This is a genomic window from Paraburkholderia sp. D1E (assembly GCF_052682275.1).
In genome coordinates this window covers 4,899,669-4,917,820 of sequence record NZ_JBQYMB010000001.1, presented here as the reverse complement: position 1 = coordinate 4,917,820, position 18,152 = coordinate 4,899,669, and the positions used below count along the sequence as shown (strand labels likewise).

General features: G+C 61.3%; 22 protein-coding genes. 1 reads left to right on the top strand and 21 read right to left on the bottom strand.

Annotated features, from left to right (window positions below; translation table 11 throughout):
* Nucleotides 1–20: 20 nt before the first annotated feature.
* From ACUN0E_RS22025 to ACUN0E_RS22005, 5 genes are all read right to left on the bottom strand, one after another.
* Entirely contained in the window at nucleotides 21–632 is a 612-nt protein-coding gene (locus ACUN0E_RS22025; protein WP_006052302.1) for a glutathione S-transferase N-terminal domain-containing protein, read from the bottom strand.
* Nucleotides 633–726: 94 nt separating this feature from the next.
* Nucleotides 727–1,482, bottom strand: a complete 756-nt coding sequence (locus tag ACUN0E_RS22020) for a cytochrome c1 (protein WP_408235982.1) — start codon at nucleotides 1,480–1,482, stop codon at nucleotides 727–729.
* 23 nt (nucleotides 1,483–1,505) lie between these two features.
* On the bottom strand, nucleotides 1,506–2,885 hold the full coding sequence (locus ACUN0E_RS22015; protein ID WP_445567940.1) for a cytochrome b: 1,380 nt from the start codon (nucleotides 2,883–2,885) through the stop codon (nucleotides 1,506–1,508).
* Nucleotides 2,885–3,505, bottom strand: a complete 621-nt coding sequence (gene petA / locus ACUN0E_RS22010; protein WP_408236133.1) for a ubiquinol-cytochrome c reductase iron-sulfur subunit — start codon at nucleotides 3,503–3,505, stop codon at nucleotides 2,885–2,887. Before petA ends, ACUN0E_RS22015 begins: the two co-directional genes overlap by 1 nt.
* Before the next feature lie 221 nt (nucleotides 3,506–3,726).
* Entirely contained in the window at nucleotides 3,727–4,473 is a 747-nt protein-coding gene (locus ACUN0E_RS22005; protein ID WP_445567939.1) for a Nif3-like dinuclear metal center hexameric protein, read from the bottom strand.
* A 19-nt stretch (nucleotides 4,474–4,492) separates the two neighbouring features.
* Between ACUN0E_RS22005 and ACUN0E_RS22000 the strand changes: the two genes are divergently transcribed.
* Nucleotides 4,493–5,719, top strand: a complete 1,227-nt coding sequence (locus tag ACUN0E_RS22000) for a Do family serine endopeptidase (protein WP_445567938.1) — start codon at nucleotides 4,493–4,495, stop codon at nucleotides 5,717–5,719.
* 139 nt (nucleotides 5,720–5,858) lie between these two features.
* Here the strand turns inward: ACUN0E_RS22000 and tatC are convergent, their stop codons facing one another.
* From tatC to murA, 16 genes are all read right to left on the bottom strand, one after another.
* Nucleotides 5,859–6,638 carry a twin-arginine translocase subunit TatC gene (tatC, locus tag ACUN0E_RS21995; protein ID WP_408235992.1) on the bottom strand — a complete coding sequence of 260 codons (780 nt, stop codon included), beginning with the start codon at nucleotides 6,636–6,638 and terminating at the stop codon, nucleotides 5,859–5,861.
* A 34-nt stretch (nucleotides 6,639–6,672) separates the two neighbouring features.
* A complete protein-coding gene (tatB, locus tag ACUN0E_RS21990; RefSeq protein WP_445567937.1) occupies nucleotides 6,673–7,191 on the bottom strand; it encodes a Sec-independent protein translocase protein TatB in 519 nt (172 codons plus the stop codon).
* Nucleotides 7,192–7,230: 39 nt separating this feature from the next.
* On the bottom strand, nucleotides 7,231–7,470 hold the full coding sequence (gene tatA / locus ACUN0E_RS21985) for a Sec-independent protein translocase subunit TatA (protein WP_028199650.1): 240 nt from the start codon (nucleotides 7,468–7,470) through the stop codon (nucleotides 7,231–7,233).
* A 244-nt stretch (nucleotides 7,471–7,714) separates the two neighbouring features.
* On the bottom strand, nucleotides 7,715–8,080 hold the full coding sequence (locus tag ACUN0E_RS21980) for a histidine triad nucleotide-binding protein (protein WP_408216755.1): 366 nt from the start codon (nucleotides 8,078–8,080) through the stop codon (nucleotides 7,715–7,717).
* A gap of 82 nt (nucleotides 8,081–8,162) precedes the next feature.
* The gene (locus ACUN0E_RS21975; RefSeq protein ID WP_408216758.1) at nucleotides 8,163–8,558 is read right to left on the bottom strand and encodes a DUF4870 family protein; all 396 of its coding nucleotides are present in this window, start codon (nucleotides 8,556–8,558) and stop codon (nucleotides 8,163–8,165) included.
* 94 nt (nucleotides 8,559–8,652) lie between these two features.
* Nucleotides 8,653–9,045 carry a phosphoribosyl-ATP diphosphatase gene (locus tag ACUN0E_RS21970; protein WP_445567936.1) on the bottom strand — a complete coding sequence of 131 codons (393 nt, stop codon included), beginning with the start codon at nucleotides 9,043–9,045 and terminating at the stop codon, nucleotides 8,653–8,655.
* Nucleotides 9,042–9,452 (bottom strand): phosphoribosyl-AMP cyclohydrolase, encoded by a 411-nt coding sequence (hisI, locus tag ACUN0E_RS21965; protein ID WP_445567935.1) that lies wholly within the window; start codon nucleotides 9,450–9,452, stop codon nucleotides 9,042–9,044. Before hisI ends, ACUN0E_RS21970 begins: the two co-directional genes overlap by 4 nt.
* 1 nt (nucleotide 9,453) lies before the next feature.
* A complete protein-coding gene (gene hisF, locus ACUN0E_RS21960) occupies nucleotides 9,454–10,227 on the bottom strand; it encodes an imidazole glycerol phosphate synthase subunit HisF (protein ID WP_054036627.1) in 774 nt (257 codons plus the stop codon).
* 192 nt (nucleotides 10,228–10,419) lie between these two features.
* Nucleotides 10,420–11,172, bottom strand: coding sequence for a 1-(5-phosphoribosyl)-5-[(5-phosphoribosylamino)methylideneamino]imidazole-4-carboxamide isomerase (hisA, locus tag ACUN0E_RS21955; protein WP_408338236.1), 753 nt, complete (start codon nucleotides 11,170–11,172; stop codon nucleotides 10,420–10,422).
* 214 nt (nucleotides 11,173–11,386) lie between these two features.
* On the bottom strand, nucleotides 11,387–12,028 hold the full coding sequence (hisH, locus tag ACUN0E_RS21950; RefSeq protein WP_445567934.1) for an imidazole glycerol phosphate synthase subunit HisH: 642 nt from the start codon (nucleotides 12,026–12,028) through the stop codon (nucleotides 11,387–11,389).
* The gene (locus ACUN0E_RS21945) at nucleotides 12,025–12,645 is read right to left on the bottom strand and encodes a MarC family protein (protein ID WP_325044358.1); all 621 of its coding nucleotides are present in this window, start codon (nucleotides 12,643–12,645) and stop codon (nucleotides 12,025–12,027) included. The genes hisH and ACUN0E_RS21945 overlap by 4 nt, the downstream gene beginning before the upstream one ends.
* 93 nt (nucleotides 12,646–12,738) lie before the next feature.
* Nucleotides 12,739–13,326, bottom strand: a complete 588-nt coding sequence (gene hisB / locus ACUN0E_RS21940; protein ID WP_408236010.1) for an imidazoleglycerol-phosphate dehydratase HisB — start codon at nucleotides 13,324–13,326, stop codon at nucleotides 12,739–12,741.
* A gap of 113 nt (nucleotides 13,327–13,439) precedes the next feature.
* Complete coding sequence (gene hisC, locus ACUN0E_RS21935) at nucleotides 13,440–14,510, bottom strand: histidinol-phosphate transaminase (RefSeq protein WP_445567933.1); 1,071 nt, start codon at nucleotides 14,508–14,510, stop codon at nucleotides 13,440–13,442.
* A gap of 192 nt (nucleotides 14,511–14,702) precedes the next feature.
* A complete protein-coding gene (gene hisD / locus ACUN0E_RS21930; RefSeq protein WP_408236015.1) occupies nucleotides 14,703–16,025 on the bottom strand; it encodes a histidinol dehydrogenase in 1,323 nt (440 codons plus the stop codon).
* Nucleotides 16,026–16,086: 61 nt separating this feature from the next.
* Nucleotides 16,087–16,785 (bottom strand): ATP phosphoribosyltransferase, encoded by a 699-nt coding sequence (gene hisG / locus ACUN0E_RS21925; RefSeq protein WP_408236018.1) that lies wholly within the window; start codon nucleotides 16,783–16,785, stop codon nucleotides 16,087–16,089.
* Nucleotides 16,782–18,143: a UDP-N-acetylglucosamine 1-carboxyvinyltransferase gene (gene murA, locus ACUN0E_RS21920; RefSeq protein ID WP_408236021.1), complete on the bottom strand. Its 1,362-nt coding sequence runs from the start codon at nucleotides 18,141–18,143 to the stop codon at nucleotides 16,782–16,784. Before murA ends, hisG begins: the two co-directional genes overlap by 4 nt.
* Nucleotides 18,144–18,152: the final 9 nt, after the last annotated feature.

Below are 18,152 nucleotides of genomic sequence, written 5' to 3'. Positions count from 1 at the left end.
CCCTCACCCCAAAGCCAAACTCAACGACGCATCACCTTTTCCGAAGGCGTCAGCGCTTCGATATAAGCCGGGCGGCTGAAAATGCGCTCGGCGTACTTCATCAGCGGCGCAGCGTTCTTCGACAGCTCAATGCCGTAGTGATCCAGACGCCACAGCAACGGCGCGATCGCGACGTCCAGCATCGAGAACTCTTCGCCGAGCATGTACTTGTTCTTCAGGAAGATCGGTGCAAGCTGCGTGAGACGATCGCGGATCGCAAGACGTGCCTTCTCGTGATTCTTCTCAGCAGCCTTACCCTTTTCGTTTTCGAGCGTGCCGACGTGAACGAACAGTTCCTTTTCGAAATTGAGCAGGAACAGGCGAGCGCGCGCGCGCTGAACCGGATCGGCCGGCATCAGTTGCGGGTGCGGGAAGCGCTCGTCGATATACTCGTTGATGATGTTCGATTCGTACAGAATCAGGTCCCGTTCGACGAGAATCGGCACTTGACCATACGGATTCATCACAGCGATGTCTTCCGGCTTGTTAAACAGATCGACGTCGCGGATTTCGAAGTCCATGCCCTTTTCGAACAACACCAGCCGGCAGCGCTGGGAGAACGGGCAAGTTGTGCCGGAATACAGAACCATCATGTTTACGTTTCCTCAAAAAGCTGAAAGGCCAGCGCGCAGAAAAACCGTATCACAGGTTCTTCCTGGCGCCGGCCCCACGCCGGTGACAGCGTGATTATTTGATATCTTTCCAGTACGCGGCGTTCAATCGCCAGGCGAAAAAGCTCAGGATCCCGAGGAACAGCAGTACCCACACGCCAAGCTGTTTGCGGGTTTTCTGCGTCGGTTCGGACATCCATGACAGGTACGACACGAGGTCGGCCACAGCAGAATCATAATCTACCGGCGACATTGTCCCCGGCGTGACCTGTTGAAAGCCGACAAACTTGTGTACCGTTTCACCTGTTTTCTCGTCGACTTCGTCACCGAACTTCGCGGTACGTTGCCCCTGAAGCTGCCACAGCACGTGAGGCATGCTCACGTTCTCATACACCAGATTGTTCCAGCCGGTCGGCCGCGTATTGTCGCGATAGAAGCTGCGCAGATACGTGTACAGCCAGTCCTTGCTGCGCGCCCGCGCTTCCACAGACAAATCTGGCGGACTCGCACCGAACCACGCTTTCGCGTCGTCCGGGCGCATCGCCACGGTCATGGTGTTGCCGACTTTATCCGTGGTGAACAACAGGTTCGACTGAATTTCGTTCGGCGTAATGCCGAGGTCGGTCAGCCGGCTATAGCGCATCAGGTTCGCACTGTGACAATTCAGGCAATAGTTTACAAACAATTGAGCGCCGTGCTGCAACGAAGCAAAATTCTCCGCGTTATCGGGCGCGCGGTCGAGAGGGAAATTCTCGTCCGCGTGCGCCGGTCCTGCCAGCACCGCGAGCAGTGTCGCGCCGATCAGCGCGCACGTCGAAAGCAGTTTTTTCATCTTCGTGTTCTCCTGGCTCGCGATTAGTGGGGCTTGAACCGCACCCGCTCGGGCGGCTGCTTGAACGTGCCAAGCTTCGTCCAGACGGGCATACCGAGGAAAAACGCGAAGTAGATCAGCGCGCACACCTGTGCAATCAACGTCGAGGCAGGCGACGGCGGTTTGGTGCCGAGGAAACCCAACGTCAGGAAAGCGAGCACGAAGATCCCGTAGAACACCTTGTGAAAAAACGGTCGGTACCGGATCGACTTCACCGGCGAGCGGTCGAGCCACGGCAGGAAAAACAGCGAGATCACCGCGCCGCCCATCACCACCACGCCCCAGAACTTCGATTCGGTGAACGCCATGGCCAGAACCACCAGCACCGCGAGCACCGGCAAACCGAGCTTCCACTTGCCGCGTGCGCGCACCAGCGCGAACAGACCGAGCAGCGCGATGATGATCATCAACACGATCTTGAACGGATCGGTGGTGGCGCGCAGCATCGCATAGAAGGCGGTGAAGTACCACACCGGCGCAATTTCCTGCGGCGTTTGCAGCGGATTGGCGGGAATGAAGTTATTCGCTTCAAGGAAATACCCGCCCATCTCCGGCGCGAAGAAAATGATCGCCGCGAAGATCATCAAGAACACCGACACGCCCATGAAATCGTGCACGGAGTAGTACGGATGGAAAGGAATGCCGTCGAGCGGAATGCCATCCGGGCCCTTCTTCGCCTTGATCTCGATGCCGTCGGGGTTGTTCGAACCCACTTCATGCAGCGCCACCAAGTGAGCGACCACCAGCCCGATCAGCACCAGCGGAATCGCGATCACGTGAAACGCGAAAAAGCGGTTCAGCGTGACGTCCGAGACGACATAGTCGCCGCGAATCCACAGCGAGAGATCCGGCCCGATGAACGGAATCGCGGAGAACAGGTTCACGATCACCTGCGCGCCCCAGAACGACATCTGGCCCCACGGCAGCAGGTAGCCGAAGAACGCCTCAGCCATCAGGCACAGGAAAATCGCGCAGCCGAAGATCCACACCAGTTCGCGCGGCTTGCGGTACGAGCCGTACATCAGCCCGCGGAACATATGCAGATACACGACGACGAAGAACATCGACGCGCCCGTGGAGTGCATATAGCGGATCAGCCAGCCCCACGGCACCTCACGCATGATGTACTCGACCGACGAGAACGCGAGCGTCGCGTCGGGCTTGTAGTTCATCGTGAGGAAGATGCCGGTGACGATCTGATTGACCAGCACCAGCAGCGCGAGCGACCCGAAGAAGTACCAGAAGTTGAAGTTCTTCGGCGCGTAGTACTCGGAAACGTGCTTCTTCCAGGTGGACGTCAGAGGAAAGCGCCGGTCGATCCAGCCGACCAGCCCGGTCGTCTCTACTTCATGTTCGATCGCCATTACGCTTCTCCTTTCTCGTCCTTGCCGATCACGAGGCCGGTGGCCGACGTGAACATATAAGGCGGGATGTCGAGGTTCTGCGGCGCAGGTTTGTTCTTGAAGACGCGGCCGGCCATGTCATAGGTCGAGCCATGGCAAGGGCAGAGGAAGCCGCCTGGCCAGTCGTCAGGAAGATTGGGCTGCGGCCCCTCCTGGAAGCGCGGCGTCGGCGTGCAGCCCAGATGGGTGCATACGGCGACGGCGACGAAAAGATTCTTGTGGTCGGTGCGTGAACGGAATTCGTTGTTGCAATACTCCGGCAACGGCATCGAAAAAGGATTCTTGGTGTGAGGATCCGCTACTTCGTTATCGGCTTTCTGGACATCGGCGAGCATCCTGTCGGTGCGGTTGATGATCCACACCGGCTTACCACGCCAGGCAACGGTCTTCATGTCACCAGGCTTGAGATCACTGATATCGACTTCGACCGGGGCGCCTGCCGCCTTGGCCTTTTCAGATGGTGCAAACGAACTAACAAAGGGTACGACAGTGGCAACGCCTCCTATGCCACCTGCTACGGTCGTCGCTATCAGCCAGGTACGGCGGCCGCCGTCGACGCGTTCATCTTCCTTGTCTCGCATTACACGCCCCACTTCTGAGTTGGATTTTTCCTTCACGTCGCTTCTACCGCCGCTAGTTTGCGCGAATGGAGTCGGCATTTACAAGGCCCCATTGCCAAAAACCGTGCGAAGCCCTTGATAAGTCAGGGTTTCTCCGTACGGATCGCAAACTTTTTTGCACCTCCTTTTAAGCGCCCTCTGCGTTATTCGTGCCTTTTTCTTATCTAATGCCGAATTTCAATTCAAACGGGATTGGGGATATCGATAAACAGGTGCTCGATATCGAACTGCTCGGACAGGTGCTTACCCACCGCCTGCACGCCGAAACGCTCGGTGGCGTGATGGCCGGCTGCGAGGAATGCAACGCCGCTTTCCGCCGACGTGTGCATCACCGATTCCGACACTTCGCCGGTCAGGTAGACGTCAGCGCCGGCATTGATCGCGGCGTCGAACATGCCTTGCGCGGCGCCCGTGCACCAGCCTACGCGGCGCAGTTCGCGATCCGGGTCGCCGAACACGAGCGGCGTGCGGCCGAGTGTCTGCTCGACTTGCGCGGTGAAGTGCGCGAGCGTGATCGGCATCGGAAACGTGGCGAGCCAGCCGAGATGGTTCTCGCCGAAGCGCGCGTCGCTGATCCAGCCCATCTTCGCGCCGATCTGCGCGTTGTTGCCGAACTCGGGATGGTCGTCGAGCGGCAGGTGATAGGCGAACAGGTTCAGGTCGTTGGCGATCAGCAGCTTCAGCCGCGCGTGTTTGCGCCCGGTGATCTGCGGCGCCTCGTTACGCCAGAAGTAGCCGTGATGGACCAGCACTGCATCCGCGCCCCAGTCGAGCGCGGCCTCGAGAAAGGCCACTGAAGCCGTCACGCCGGTCGCGAGCTTATTGATCCGGCGGCGCCCTTCCACCTGCAATCCATTGGGGCAATAGTCCTTGAAGCGCGCGGTTTCAAGAACATTGTTCAAGTACAATTCAAGTTCGATCCGATCCATATAAACCTCTAGTCTTCAGATGCTTAGACGCTTTTGGCTGTTCTTTGCCCAAGCGGTGACCGTGCTGTTGGCGCTGATGTTCATCATTGCGACCCTCAAACCGCAGTGGCTCCAGCGTCAAGGGCAATTCGGCAAGCAACTCGCCGAACCGATCGTCGCGCTTCGGGAAGTGGCGCCAGGCATCGGCACCGGCCCTGCGCAGGCGTCCTATGCAGACGCCGCGCAAAAAGCCATGCCGGCGGTCGTCAATGTGTTTTCCAGCAAGGATGGCTCACTGCCACCCGATCCGCGCGCGAAAGACCCGTTGTTCCGCTATTTCTTCGGCGACAAGAACAAAGGCAAGCAGCAGGAACAACCGGCCTCGAATCTCGGCTCAGGTGTGATCGTGAGTTCGGAAGGTTACATTCTAACGAACCAGCACGTCGTGGACGGCGCCGATCAGATCGAAATCGCGCTCGCCGACGGCCGCACCACCAATGCCAAGGTGATCGGCGTCGATCCTGAGACCGATCTGGCCGTGCTGAAGGTCAACATGACCAACCTGCCCACCATCACGCTCGGCCGTATGGATCAGACGCGCGTGGGCGACGTGGTGCTGGCGATCGGCAATCCGTTCGGCGTCGGCCAGACGGTGACCATGGGTATCGTTAGCGCGCTCGGGCGCAATCACCTCGGCATCAACACGTTCGAAAACTTCATTCAGACCGACGCGCCCATCAACCCGGGTAACTCGGGCGGCGCTCTGGTCGACGTGAACGGCAACCTGCTCGGCATCAATACCGCCATCTATTCGCGCTCGGGCGGCTCGCTCGGCATCGGCTTCGCGATTCCTGTCTCGACCGCGCGCAGCGTGCTGGAGAGCATCATCACGACGGGCTCGGTCACGCGCGGCTGGATCGGCGTGGAGCCGCAGGACGTCACGCCGGAAATCGCCGAATCGTTTGGGCTCGAACAGAAGTCGGGCGCGATCGTCGCAGGCGTGCTGAAAAACGGGCCGGCCGACCGGGCCGGCATCAAGCCGGGCGACATCCTGGTGAGCGTGGACGGCCAGGAGATCACTGACACCACGCGTCTGTTGAACGTCATCGCGCAGATCAAGCCGGGCACGGCGGCGAAGGTTCACCTGGTGCGCAAGAGCCACGAGATGGATCTGGACGTGACCATCGGCAAGCGCCCGCCGCCGCCAAAGCAACCAGCGGAAGACGACAACGGCGGCGGCGATCAGCAGGACGACGACGGCGGTTGAAAACGGAGTGGCGCTTCAGCGATACGGCAAACCAGACAGCACCGCAACCGCAAAAACAAAGGGCAGTCCGCAATGGACTGCCCTTTTTTGCTGCGCCCGGCCTTCCGGCTAGCGCGACCAGCGCCCGAGGCGCATTACATCAATTCGGCGGACTCGCATCCTCAACAACCGCCCGCTGCTTGCCGACAATCAACCGCGCAGCAATGATGCCCACCTCGTACAGCACGATTAGCGGAACCGCCAGAATCAGCTGCGAGAACACGTCCGGCGGCGTCACCACCGCTGAAATCACGAACGCAGCCACGATCACATACGGACGGATTTCCTTGAGCTTCTTGATGGTCAGCACGTTCATGCGGACCAGCAGCACCACGACAATCGGCACTTCGAACGTCACCCCGAACGCGAGGAACATGGTCAGCACGAAGCTCAGATAGTTGTCGATATCGGTGTTCATCTCCGCGCCGAGCGGCGCGTTGTAGTGCGCCATCACGCGAAAGATGGTCGGAAACACCACGAAGTACGCGAACGCCATGCCGCACAGGAACAGCGTGTAGCTGCTGCCCACCAGCGGCCCGACCAGTTTCTTCTCATGCTGATACAGACCCGGCGCGACGAACGCCCAGATCTGGTACAGCACGATCGGCAGCGCAATCACGAAGGCGACCATCATGGTCACCTTCATCGGCACGAAGAACGAGCCGGTCACATCCGTGACGATCATCTTGCCGTCCTTCGGCAGATTCTGCATCAGGGGCCGCGCCAGCAGCCGGAAGATATCCGGCGCCCAATACACGAGCCCGACAAACACCACGATGACGGCAAGGCCGGCGCGAATGATACGGTCGCGCAATTCAACGAGGTGGGAAATGAAGGTCTCTTCAGTGCCTTCGTCCTGGGTCTGCTGGGGGTCGCTCACACCGGCCCTCGGTTAGAGATTGTCGTTCTGATCATCAGAAGAACCGCGTCTGACGACGCATGGTGGCCGGCGTATGCCGCGCCACCCGCGCAGCGCCCGACTGCACGCGCGTGCGGCGCGTGGTGGCGCGCTTGTACCAGGTGGGCATGGCCGTCTGCTTGACGCGCCAGTTCTTGCGTTTGGGGCCTGCCGGTGGCGTGCTGGTTCGCCACGGCGAATTGCCGGCATCTTCGAGCGCCCCGCCGGCAATGCTCGGCGACACCGACGTGCCGCTATTCCACGCGTCGTTCAGTTCGGATTCATGCTTGCGCAAATTGTCCTGAACGCTGGTTTCGACGTTGCTGGCCGCCGCTTCGAACTCGGTTTTCATGCGACGCAATTCGTCGAGTTCGATTTCGCGGGTGACTTCAGCCTTTACGTCGTTGATATACCGCTGCGCGCGGCCGAACAACGCGCCGGCCGTGCGGGCGACGCGAGGCAGGCGCTCAGGCCCGAGTACGACCAGCGCGACGACGCCGATCAGCGCCATCTTGGTTAGACCGAGGTCCAGCATGAAGTGGAGTGTCCGTCAGTAACGCGGTTGGGCCGCGGCTTAGCGGTAATCGCCGGAACGCGGCGTCTTTTCCTTCGCATCCACATCTACGGTGCCGTTACGCGGCAGTTCGCGCTGTTGCGCTTCACCTGCGGGCGTTTCGGCTTCCTTCATGCCTTCCTTGAAACCCTTCACCGCGCCGCCCAGATCGGTGCCGATATTGCGCAGTTTCTTCGTGCCGAACACGAGCGCCACGATCAGCAACACGATCAGCCAATGCCAAATGCTCAACGAACCCATGACTACTCTCCTTAACCCCGACACCGCATCTTGATGCGGCAAAACTCGTGCGCCTTGCGGCGTGAATCGAAGCGCGTACGCTCCATCTATACGTTGCCGCGAGCTGTTCCGATGCAACCGGCAACACGGCGTGTCATTGTGACCTGACGATCGCGTCGGCGTCATTACAGTGCGGCAAAAACAACGGCCGCGCTATTGTCGACCGCCAAAACTCGCCGCGCGCCTCACGGCCCGCAGTTATCCGTCAGCCCATTCGCTGCCACGGACGCGGCCCTGCGAGGATGTGCGCGTGCAGGTGATACACCTCTTGCCCGCCGCCCGGACCGGTATTGATTACCGTGCGAAAACCGGTTTCACCACCGGTGTACGCCACGCCCAATTGGTCGGCCAGACGCGCCACCAACACAAGCATTCTACCAAGCAGCGGTGTATCGCTTTCGGTGCAATTCGACAGCGTGGCGATGTGTTTGCGGGGAATCACCAGCACATGCGTTTCCGCTGCCGGACGGATGTCGCGGAAGGCAACAAACTCCTCGTCTTCGTGGACTTTGGTCGACGGAATCTCGCCGGCGGCGATCTTGCAGAAAAGGCAGTTCGGGTCGTGACTCATCGTATTCCTGACACAGTATGACTAGAGCGCGAAGCGCGACGCGGCTTGGCTCATGTCCCGCCCGGACGCAGCCGGACTCGACTCAGAACCAGCCACGTGGATTCGCGAGCGGCTTGTTATCGTACAGATACAGCCAGCCTTTGATAATACGGTACAGCATCCAGATGCTGACGGCCCACAGAACCGGAATGCCGATCACCACGAACAGCAGCACGCCACCGATCGCATAACCTAGCAAGGCCATCCAGAACGAGCGGATCTGCCACTCGAAATGCGCTTCGTAAGGCGTGCCCACCACGTCGGGCCGCTTCACGTAGTTGATGATGATCGCGATCAGAATCGTCAGCCCGCCGGTCAGCCAGTGGACCGCATACAGGCCGTACAGCACATGCGTGAGCGTGCGCAGACTCCGTTCGCGCTCTGGCTCGATCGCGTTGCGATAAACCGGCGGCGGATAATTTCCTTGCGACTGTTCCATGCTTGCGTCCTCCCGAGGATGCGATCCTATGCGTTCAGTGCAATGTGGGTACCGACGTTCGCCACTTCAAGACAGGGCGGACAAATCCGGACAATCAGTCGCCGTTCTGCTCGCGCTCGCGGCTCTTGCGCAGCGCCTTTTCCTCGATGCCCGACAGGCCTTCACGGCGCTCGAGTTCGGCAAGCACGTCCGCCGGGCTCAAGTCAAAATGCGACAGCATCACGAGGCAGTGAAACCACAGATCCGCCACTTCGCCGACCAGCGCGTTCGGCGCGCCGCCCTGACGCACGTCTTTGGCGGCCAGTACGACTTCGGTGGCTTCTTCGCCGATCTTCTTGAGAACCGCGTCATCGCCCTTGTGGAACAGGCGCGACACGTACGAGACGTCCGGATCGCCGCCCTTGCGACTGTCGATGATGGCCGCGAGACGCAGCAGCGTGTCGTTGGTGGACGAAGAGGGTTCCGTGGATTGAGTGGATTGCGTCATTTGTAGATGTGTTCGGGGTCTTTCAGCACGGGATCGACGGCGACCCAGCCACCCTCTTCAACCGTGCCTTCGAATTTCTGGAAAAAACACGAGTGACGGCCGGTGTGGCACGCGATGCCCGACACCTGTTCGACCTTCAACAACACGACGTCTTCGTCGCAATCGAGCCGTACTTCATGCACATGCTGCACGTGGCCGGACTCCTCGCCCTTGAACCACAAGCGCTGGCGTGAGCGCGAGAAATACACCGCGCGGCCGGTTTCGACGGTTTTCGCCAATGCTTCGCGGTTCATCCACGCGAACATCAGCACGTCGTTGGTCGACGCTTCCTGCGCGATCACCGGCACGAGGCCGTTCGCGTCCCATCTGACCTTGTCGAGCCACTCTGCTGCAGAAGGATTCACCACGTCACAACCTCACCGAAATGCCTTGATCGGCCATGAAGCGCTTGGCCTCGCCCACGGTGTGTTCGCCGTAGTGGAAGATGCTGGCGGCCAGCACGGCGTCCGCGTGGCCGCTCTTGATACCGTCGGCCAGATGCTGCAGCGAGCCGACGCCGCCCGAGGCGATCACCGGAATGGACACCGCATCGGACACCGCGCGCGTGAGCGCAAGATCGAAGCCGCTCTTGGTACCGTCGCGGTCCATGCTGGTCAGCAGGATTTCGCCCGCGCCCAGTTCGGCCATCTTGCGCGCCCATTCGACGGCTTCAAGGCCGGTGGCCTTGCGCCCGCCATGCGTGAAGACTTCCCAGCGCGGCGGTTCGCCGTCTGCAGACACGCGCTTCGCGTCGATGGCGACGACGATGCATTGCGAGCCGTATTTGTCCGTCGCATCGCGCACGAGTTGCGGATTCGCGACCGCCGACGAGTTCATGCTGATCTTGTCCGCGCCCGCGTTCAACAGCCGCCGCACGTCTTCAACAGCGCGCACGCCGCCGCCGACCGTCAGCGGAATGAACACCTGTGAGGCGACCGCTTCGATGATCGGCAGGATCAGATCGCGCTGATCGGAAGTGGCGGTGATGTCGAGAAAGGTCAGTTCGTCGGCGCCCTGGTCGTCGTAGCGGCGCGCGATTTCGACCGGGTCGCCCGCATCGCGCAGTTCGACGAAGTTGACGCCCTTGACCACGCGTCCAGCCGTGACGTCGAGACAGGGGATGATGCGTTTAGCTAGAGCCATGATCTTGCAATTCTGCCAATACCGCTGATGAGGCCGCTCGCGTAAATCTTCAACGAGCGGCACAGTGCCGGCGCGGCGAGCCGCGTCAGGCCGCAAGCGGCTTGACGCGCTTTCAGGACGCGCCGTTGCGTCCGCTTTTGAGTTCGCTGCTGCCTCGATTCTGAGTCGACCGCGACGCCTCGAGCTTGAGCCTTAAGCGTCGTCCGATTCGCGCAGCCGGTCCGCGAGGGTCTGCGCAGCCGTGAAGTCCAGATCGCCCGAGTAGATCGCCCGGCCGCAGATCACGCCTTCGATGCCCTCGCCCTCGACTTCGCACAGCGACTCGATGTCCGCGAGGTTCGACAACCCGCCGCTCGCGATCACCGGAATCTTCACCGCGCGCGCGAGCCGCACCGTCGCTTCGATGTTAATGCCTTGCAGCATGCCGTCGCGGCCGATGTCGGTGTAGATGATCGACTCGCAGCCGTAATCCTCGAACTTGCGCGCCAGATCAGCCACTTCGTGGCCGGTCAGCTTGCTCCAGCCGTCGGTGGCAACCTTGCCGTCTTTCGCATCCAGGCCGACGATGATATGGCCGCCGAAAGCCGTGCACGCATCCTGCAAAAAGCCCGGATTCTTCACCGCAGCCGTGCCGATGATGACGTACGACAAACCGTCGTCCAGATAACGCTCGATCGTGTTCAGGTCGCGGATACCACCGCCCAGCTGGACGGGAATCGCGCCGCCCACTTCCTCGATGATCGCGCGGATCGCGTCTTCGTTTTTCGGCTTGCCGGCGAACGCGCCGTTCAGGTCGACGAGGTGCAGACGCCGGGCGCCGCGGTCGACCCAATGTCGGGCCATCGCCGCCGGTTCCTCGGAAAATATCGTCGCCTGGTCCATATCGCCCTGTTTGAGGCGTACACAGTGACCATCTTTCAGGTCGATGGCGGGAATCAGCAGCATAGCAATCGGGTGTTGTCTGGGAGGTGGTTGAAGGTCGGCGGCAGCGGCTGACAAACCAGCCCAACACAACGCCGTTTCGCTAGTTTAGTACAACTCTTTCGACGCCCTTGCAGAGCGCCGTATTGGAGTGAAATCGTCTTGCTGCGGTCATGGCGCACGGTCGACGCTCCGCTTGTGGCGGAACGACGCACGGCAACAGGATGAAGAAAGGCGCTCACGGGTTCCAGTGCACAAAGTTGCGATATACGCGCAGCCCCGCTTCGGCGCTCTTTTCCGGGTGGAATTGGGTCGCGAAGATGTTATCCCGCGCCACCGCCGAGGTAAAGGGCACACCGTACACCGTTTCGCCCGATGTATGGGCGGCGTTGTCCGGTACGACGTAATAGCTGTGCACGAAGTAGAAGAACGCGTTGTCCGCGACGCCCTCCCACAGAGGATGCGGCTGGGCCTGACGCACGCGGTTCCAGCCCATTTGCGGGACCTTGAAGCGCGAGCCGTCGTCCTGCACCTGACCTTCCAGGTCGAAGCGCAACACCTTGCCGGGCAATAGGCCCAAACCGGGCGTATTGCCCTCGGCGCTCCAGTCGAACAGCATCTGCTCGCCGACGCACACGCCCATCAGCGGCTTGGTGCGCGCGGCTTCAATGAGCGCTTCCTGCAAGCCGGATTCGGCCAGACTGCGCATGCAGTCGGGCATCGCACCCTGGCCGGGCAGCACCACGCGGTCGGCCGAGCGGATTGCCTCGGGCTGGTCGACGATCGCCACGTCCGCCTCTGGCGCGGCGTGGCGCAATGCCTGAGCAACCGAGCGGAGGTTGCCCATTCCGTAATCCACAATCGCTATCGAAGTTTTCATTTCAAGTTAGGCAGCAATGCCTTCAATCCGTCGACGATGAATTCCACCGCCAGCGCCGATAACATCAAACCCATGAGCCGCGTACCGATATTGATACCTGTGCGACCTACCCAGCGAGCAATCGGTTCAGCGAGCCGCAGCGAAAAAAAACAGATGGCCGCCAGCACCGCGCCGATTGCGACAAGGCTCAGCCGGTCGTACCAATGCGTCGAGCCGGCGGCGTAGATGATCGTGGTGCTGATCGCGCCCGGGCCGGTCAACAGCGGGATCGCCAGCGGCACGACCGCGATATTGTCCTTCTGCTCGGCTTCATGGCGCTCTTCCGGCGTCGAACGGCTGTTGCCAATCTGCGCGTTCAGCATGTTGATCGCCATCAGCAGCATGATGATCCCACCACCCACTTCGAGCGACCCGACCGAAATGCCAAAGAAACTGATGATCTGCTGTCCGAGCAGCGTGGTCACCGCGATCACGCAGAACACCGAAATCGCCGCGATACGGATGGTTCTGCGCCGCTCTACGTCGCTCTGAAGCGCAGTGAGGCTCATGAAGAACGGGATGGCGCCGACCGGGTTGATCAGCGCCAGCAGCGAAATAAACGACTTCAGAATGTCCATCGCACACCGGGCACGCGCAAGCGGCCGGTCCTGGTTCTAATTCCGGTCAATGAGCCGGTCAATGAGCCGGTCAATAAGCGGGTAAATGAGCGCTTAAAGGCTGCCCTTGGTCGACGGAATCTGCCCCGCCGCGCGTTCGTCCAGTTCGACGGCCATGCGCAACGCACGCCCGAACGCCTTGAACACCGTTTCCATCTGATGATGGGCGTTCAGGCCGCGCAGGTTGTCGATATGCAGCGTGACGCCGGCGTGATTCACGAAGCCGCGGAAAAATTCGATGGAGAGATCGACGTCGAACGTACCGATACGCGCGCGCGTGAACGGCACATGGAATTCGAGGCCCGGACGGCCGGAAAAATCGATCACGACGCGCGACAGCGCTTCGTCGAGCGGTACGTAAGAATGGCCGTAGCGGCGGATGCCCTTGCGGTCGCCGATTGCCTTCGCAACGGCTTGGCCGAGCGTGATGCCGACGTCTTCAACCGTATGGTGGTCGTCGATTTCGAGGTCGCCATGCGCTTCGATGTCGAGATCGAACAATCCGTGCCGTGCGATCTGGTCGAGCATGTGATCAAGGAACGGCACACCGGTGGCCAGCTTCTGCTGACCGGTGCCGTCCAGATTGATCTTCACACGGATCTGCGTTTCGCTTGTGTTGCGAACGACTTCCGCAAGGCGCATGGTAATTCCTCGAATCTAGCTAGAAAGCGATAGTAGTGTGGGATGGGAACACGGCGGGCCGCGCGCGCTTGTCCGCTGGGCGGAAAAGCGCTCACGGCCATTCGGCACGCCGTTCAGTGCAACACGAGTTTCAGTCCGGCGATCAATTGGGCGTTTTCTTCGGGCGAACCGACCGTCAAACGCACGCAATTGACCAGCAATGGGTGCATTTTACTCACGTTTTTGATCAAAACCCGTGCTGCCAGCAGCGTTTCGAACATAACGGATGCATCCGGCACACGCACCAGCAGGAAGTTACCGGCGCTCGGGAACACTTCGGCACCCGGCAATTGGGCCACCGCGTGCGCAAGTTTCGTGCGCTCTTCGCGCAGTTGCTGGGCCTGAGCGTCGAGCACGTCGACGTGGTCGAGCAGGAAATCGGCGGCGGCTTGCGTCAGCACATTGGTGTTGTAGGGCGGCCGCACCTTATCGAATTCGGTGAGCCAGGCGGGCTTACCGACCAGGTAACCGAGGCGGATGCCGGCCAGACCGAGCTTGGACACGGTACGCATCACAACGACGTTGTCGAACGCATCGGCGCGCGGCAGCCAGCTTTGCTGGGCAAACGGCTGATACGCCTCGTCGATCACCACGAGGCTTTGGTTCGCCGCGGCGATGATGCGCTCCATGTCCGCGTCGTCGTACAACGTGCCGGTCGGGTTGTTCGGATAGGCCAGATAGACGATCGCCGGTTCATGCTCGGCAATCGCCGCGAGCATCGCTTCGGCGTCGAGCGTGAAATCGGGCTTTAGCGGCACGCCGACGAATTCCAGATTCGCCAGCTTCGCCGACATCTGATACATCACGAAACCCGGGACCGGCGCGAGCACCTTGGCGCCCGGCTTCGCGCACGCCACCGACACCATGCTGATGATTTCATCCGAGCCGTTACCGAGCAGCACGTCGCAACCCGTGGGCACGGCCATCACGCGCTTGATCTTTTCGATCAGCGCTTCCGGGCGCGGCGCGGGGTAACGGTTTAGCGCGACGCCGGCCAGGTGCTCACCCAGATGCGCGGCGAGCACCGGCGGCAACGGAAACGGATTTTCCATCGCGTCAAGCTTGATATAACCCGTAGCGTCCGGAACCGGATAGCTCGTCATCGCGAGCACGTCGCGGCGGATGATGTCTTGAGGTGTCGTCATAAGTCAGCGGACCGGGCCGCAAGGGAGAATCCGGCCTGGCACCGGCGGCACGCCGGCCGTTCCAGGTTGGTCTGTATTGTCGTTATTTAACGGGGAAACGCGCGAAATCCGTCGGTGAGGTTCGCGGGCGTCAGTTCGCGCCCGCTTGCTCCATCATCGGATTCGCCGCATTCAGGCGCTTGTGCCTCACCTTCAGCCGTTCTGACGCATCCGGTATTCGGCGCTGCGGGCATGCGCCTGCAGGCCTTCGCCGTAGGCGAGTTCAGCGGCGATCTCGCCGAGCGTCTGCGCGCCTTCCGCGCTGACTTCGATCACGCTTGAACGCTTGAAGAAATCATAGACGCCCAAAGGTGACGAGAACCGTGCGGTACGAGACGTAGGCAACACGTGGTTCGGGCCCGCGCAGTAGTCGCCGAGGCTTTCGCTGGTGTAGCGGCCGAGGAAGATCGCACCGGCATGGCGGATCAGCTGACCCCATTGATGCGGTTCCAGCGCGGAGATTTCGAGGTGTTCCGGCGCGATGTCGTTGGCGATCGAGCAGGCTTCAGCCATATCGCGCACCTTGATCAGCGCACCGCGTCCTTCGAGCGATGCGCGGATCACGTCCTGACGCGGCATGGTCGGAAGCAACTCGTTGATCGCGTCGCGCACGCGGGCGATGAATGCATCGTCCGGGCACAGCAGGATGGATTGCGCGAGCTCGTCGTGCTCGGCTTGCGAGAACAGGTCCATCGCGATCCAGCGCGGGTCGGTCGTGCCGTCGCACAGCACGAGAATTTCCGACGGCCCGGCGATCATGTCGATCCCAACGGTGCCGAACACGCGGCGCTTGGCCGACGCGACATAAGCGTTGCCCGGGCCGCAGATCTTGTCGACCGCGGGCACCGTTTCCGTGCCATAGGCCAATGCGCCCACTGCCTGCGCGCCGCCGATCGTGAACACGCGATCCACGCCGCCCAGCAATGCAGCCGCCAACACCAGCGGATTCTTCACGCCATCCGGCGTAGGCACGACCATGACGATTTCGCGTACACCGGCCACGCGTGCCGGAATCGCGTTCATCAGTACCGACGACGGATACGCCGCCTTGCCGCCCGGCACATAGATACCCGCGCGATCGAGCGGTGTGACCTTCTGGCCGAGCACGGTGCCGTCGGCCTCCGTGTATTGCCAGCTATGGCTGCCGCATTCGATCTTCTGCTTCTCGTGGTAACCGCGCACGCGCGCCGCCGCCGCTTCGAGCGCCGCACGGCGCTTCGGCTCCAGGCCTTCGAGCGCCGCTTCGAGTTCGGACATCGGCAACTCGAGCGCCCCGACGCTCTTCGCCTCGACACGGTCAAAGCGGCCCGTGTACTCGAGCACCGCAGCGTCACCGCGTGTCTTCACGTCGTTCAGAATCTGCGCGACCGAGCGCTCGATTGCTTCGTCTTCGCTCGCCTCGAACGCGAGCACCGCGTGCAGCGACTTTTGAAAGTCGGGTGCGCTGGAATCGAGTTTGCGAATCTTGATAGACATACGGGTATCCGTTTCGGTAAGGCGCGCGTTAAAAGTTTGACCACGCGCGCGGTCAAACTATTCAGACTGCCGCAGTGCCGGCCTTCGACGCGCGTTCGAATGCATCGAGAATCGGCCGCAGCGCGGCGCGCTTAAGCTTCAGCGCCGCCTGGTTCACAACGAGGCGCGACGAAATCTGCATGATCTCCTCCACCTCGACAAGATTGTTGGCACGCAGGGTATTGCCCGAACTCACCAGGTCGACGATCGCATCGGCGAGGCCAACCAGCGGCGCCAGTTCCATCGAACCGTATAGCTTGATCAGGTCGACGTGCACGCCCTTGGCGGCAAAGTGCTCACGTGCGGTTTCAACGTACTTGGTCGCCACGCGCAGGCGTGCGCCTTGGCGCACCGCATTCGCGTAGTCGAAACCGGCTGCCACTGCGACCGACATCCGGCAACGCGCGATATCCAGGTCGACCGGCTGATACAGCCCGCTGCCGCCGTGCTCGAGCAGCACGTCCTTGCCGGCCACGCCGAAGTCGGCGGCGCCGTATTCGACGTAGGTCGGCACGTCCGTGGCGCGCACGATGATCACACGCACGTTCGCGTCCGTAGTGGGCAGGATCAGCTTGCGCGAAGTTTCCGGATCTTCGGCAACTTCAATGCCGGCCGCGGCGAGTAGCGGCAACGTCTCTTCGAAGATACGCCCTTTCGACAATGCCAGCGTAAGGGGTGCACTCACGGCCGGCGAAGACGACGTTTGCGGCATCGAACTCATGCCTGGCTCCCGGCGATGCGGCGCACCCTGGCGCCAATGGCGTTGAGCTTGGTCTCCATCCGGTCGTAACCACGATCCAGGTGATAGATACGGTCGATCAGCGTTTCGCCTTCGGCGCGCAACGCGGCGATCACCAGGCTCGCCGAGGCACGCAGATCGGTCGCCATCACCTTCGCACCGGAGAGCTTGTCGACGCCGGTCACGAGCGCGGTGTTGCCGTCGATCGTGATATTCGCGCCGAGGCGGTTCAATTCCTGCACGTGCATGAAGCGGTTCTCGAAGATCGTCTCGACGGCTTGCGAGGTGCCGTCCGCGATCGTATTGAGCGCCATGAACTGCGCCTGCATGTCGGTCGGGAACGCCGGATATTCAGACGTGCGGAAGCTGACGGCGCTCGGACGTTTGTCCATACGCACGCGCATCCAGTCGTCGCCCTCTTCGACCGTGACGCCGGCTTCACGCAGCTTTTCGGTGACGGCCTCAAGGATCAGCGGGCGCACGCGACGCAGCGTGACGTCACCGCCCGCAGCCGCGACTGCGCACAGGAACGTGCCGGCTTCAATGCGGTCCGGGATCACCGTGTGCTTCGCGCCATGCAGCTTGTCGACGCCCTGGATCACCAGGCGATCCGTGCCGATACCTTCGATCTTTGCGCCCATCGAGACCAGCAGATGCGCGAGGTCGCCGACTTCCGGCTCACGCGCCGCGTTCTCGATAACCGTTTCACCTTCGGCCAGCACCGCCGCCATCAGCAGGTTTTCGGTGCCCGTCACGGTAATCATGTCGGTCACGATGCGTGCGCCCTTCAGACGCGTAGCACGCGCTTCGATGAAGCCATGCTCGATCGTGATCTCGGCGCCCATGGCCTGCAGACCCTTGATGTGCTGATCTACGGGGCGTGCACCGATTGCGCAGCCGCCCGGCAGCGACACCCTGGCATGACCAAAGCGCGCGACCAGCGGACCCAGCACCAGGATCGACGCACGCATGGTCTTCACCATCTCGTACGGTGCGACGAGGTTGTCGACCTTCGATGCATCCAGAGACACGCGCCCCTCACCGCTCTCGATGCGCACGCCCATCTGACCAAGCAGCTTGAGCATCGTGCGCACGTCCTGCAAGTCGGGCACGTTTTCCAGATCGACCGGTTCCGCGCTGAGCAGACTCGCGCACAGGATCGGCAACGCCGCGTTCTTCGCACCTGAGACGACGACCTCACCCGACAACGGGTAGCCACCTTCAATGACGAGTTTATCCATGCCTGTCAGTTCCTGATTGACCCGGGCTTCAGACGGGTCTGCTTTGACTGTGTTCGACGCGCCGCTACCGGCGTCGCGCCTTTCTTGAGTAATTCGCACTAAATTTCC

What these genes read in the sequence shown, in the direction of transcription:
- ACUN0E_RS22025 (WP_006052302.1), bottom strand. Translation starts at nt 632, where the DNA reads ATGATGGTTCTGTATTCCGGCACAACTTGCCCGTTCTCCCAGCGCTGC.
- ACUN0E_RS22020 (WP_408235982.1), bottom strand. Translation starts at nt 1,482, where the DNA reads ATGAAAAAACTGCTTTCGACGTGCGCGCTGATCGGCGCGACACTGCTC.
- ACUN0E_RS22015 (WP_445567940.1), bottom strand. Translation starts at nt 2,885, where the DNA reads ATGGCGATCGAACATGAAGTAGAGACGACCGGGCTGGTCGGCTGGATC.
- petA (WP_408236133.1), bottom strand. Translation starts at nt 3,505, where the DNA reads ATGCGAGACAAGGAAGATGAACGCGTCGACGGCGGCCGCCGTACCTGG.
- ACUN0E_RS22005 (WP_445567939.1), bottom strand. Translation starts at nt 4,473, where the DNA reads ATGGATCGGATCGAACTTGAATTGTACTTGAACAATGTTCTTGAAACC.
- ACUN0E_RS22000 (WP_445567938.1), top strand. Translation starts at nt 4,493, where the DNA reads ATGCTTAGACGCTTTTGGCTGTTCTTTGCCCAAGCGGTGACCGTGCTG.
- tatB (WP_445567937.1), bottom strand. Translation starts at nt 7,191, where the DNA reads ATGCTGGACCTCGGTCTAACCAAGATGGCGCTGATCGGCGTCGTCGCG.
- tatA (WP_028199650.1), bottom strand. Translation starts at nt 7,470, where the DNA reads ATGGGTTCGTTGAGCATTTGGCATTGGCTGATCGTGTTGCTGATCGTG.
- ACUN0E_RS21980 (WP_408216755.1), bottom strand. Translation starts at nt 8,080, where the DNA reads ATGAGTCACGACCCGAACTGCCTTTTCTGCAAGATCGCCGCCGGCGAG.
- ACUN0E_RS21975 (WP_408216758.1), bottom strand. Translation starts at nt 8,558, where the DNA reads ATGGAACAGTCGCAAGGAAATTATCCGCCGCCGGTTTATCGCAACGCG.
- ACUN0E_RS21970 (WP_445567936.1), bottom strand. Translation starts at nt 9,045, where the DNA reads ATGACGCAATCCACTCAATCCACGGAACCCTCTTCGTCCACCAACGAC.
- hisF (WP_054036627.1), bottom strand. Translation starts at nt 10,227, where the DNA reads ATGGCTCTAGCTAAACGCATCATCCCCTGTCTCGACGTCACGGCTGGA.
- hisA (WP_408338236.1), bottom strand. Translation starts at nt 11,172, where the DNA reads ATGCTGCTGATTCCCGCCATCGACCTGAAAGATGGTCACTGTGTACGC.
- hisH (WP_445567934.1), bottom strand. Translation starts at nt 12,028, where the DNA reads ATGAAAACTTCGATAGCGATTGTGGATTACGGAATGGGCAACCTCCGC.
- ACUN0E_RS21945 (WP_325044358.1), bottom strand. Translation starts at nt 12,645, where the DNA reads ATGGACATTCTGAAGTCGTTTATTTCGCTGCTGGCGCTGATCAACCCG.
- hisB (WP_408236010.1), bottom strand. Translation starts at nt 13,326, where the DNA reads ATGCGCCTTGCGGAAGTCGTTCGCAACACAAGCGAAACGCAGATCCGT.
- hisC (WP_445567933.1), bottom strand. Translation starts at nt 14,510, where the DNA reads ATGACGACACCTCAAGACATCATCCGCCGCGACGTGCTCGCGATGACG.
- hisD (WP_408236015.1), bottom strand. Translation starts at nt 16,025, where the DNA reads ATGTCTATCAAGATTCGCAAACTCGATTCCAGCGCACCCGACTTTCAA.
- hisG (WP_408236018.1), bottom strand. Translation starts at nt 16,785, where the DNA reads ATGAGTTCGATGCCGCAAACGTCGTCTTCGCCGGCCGTGAGTGCACCC.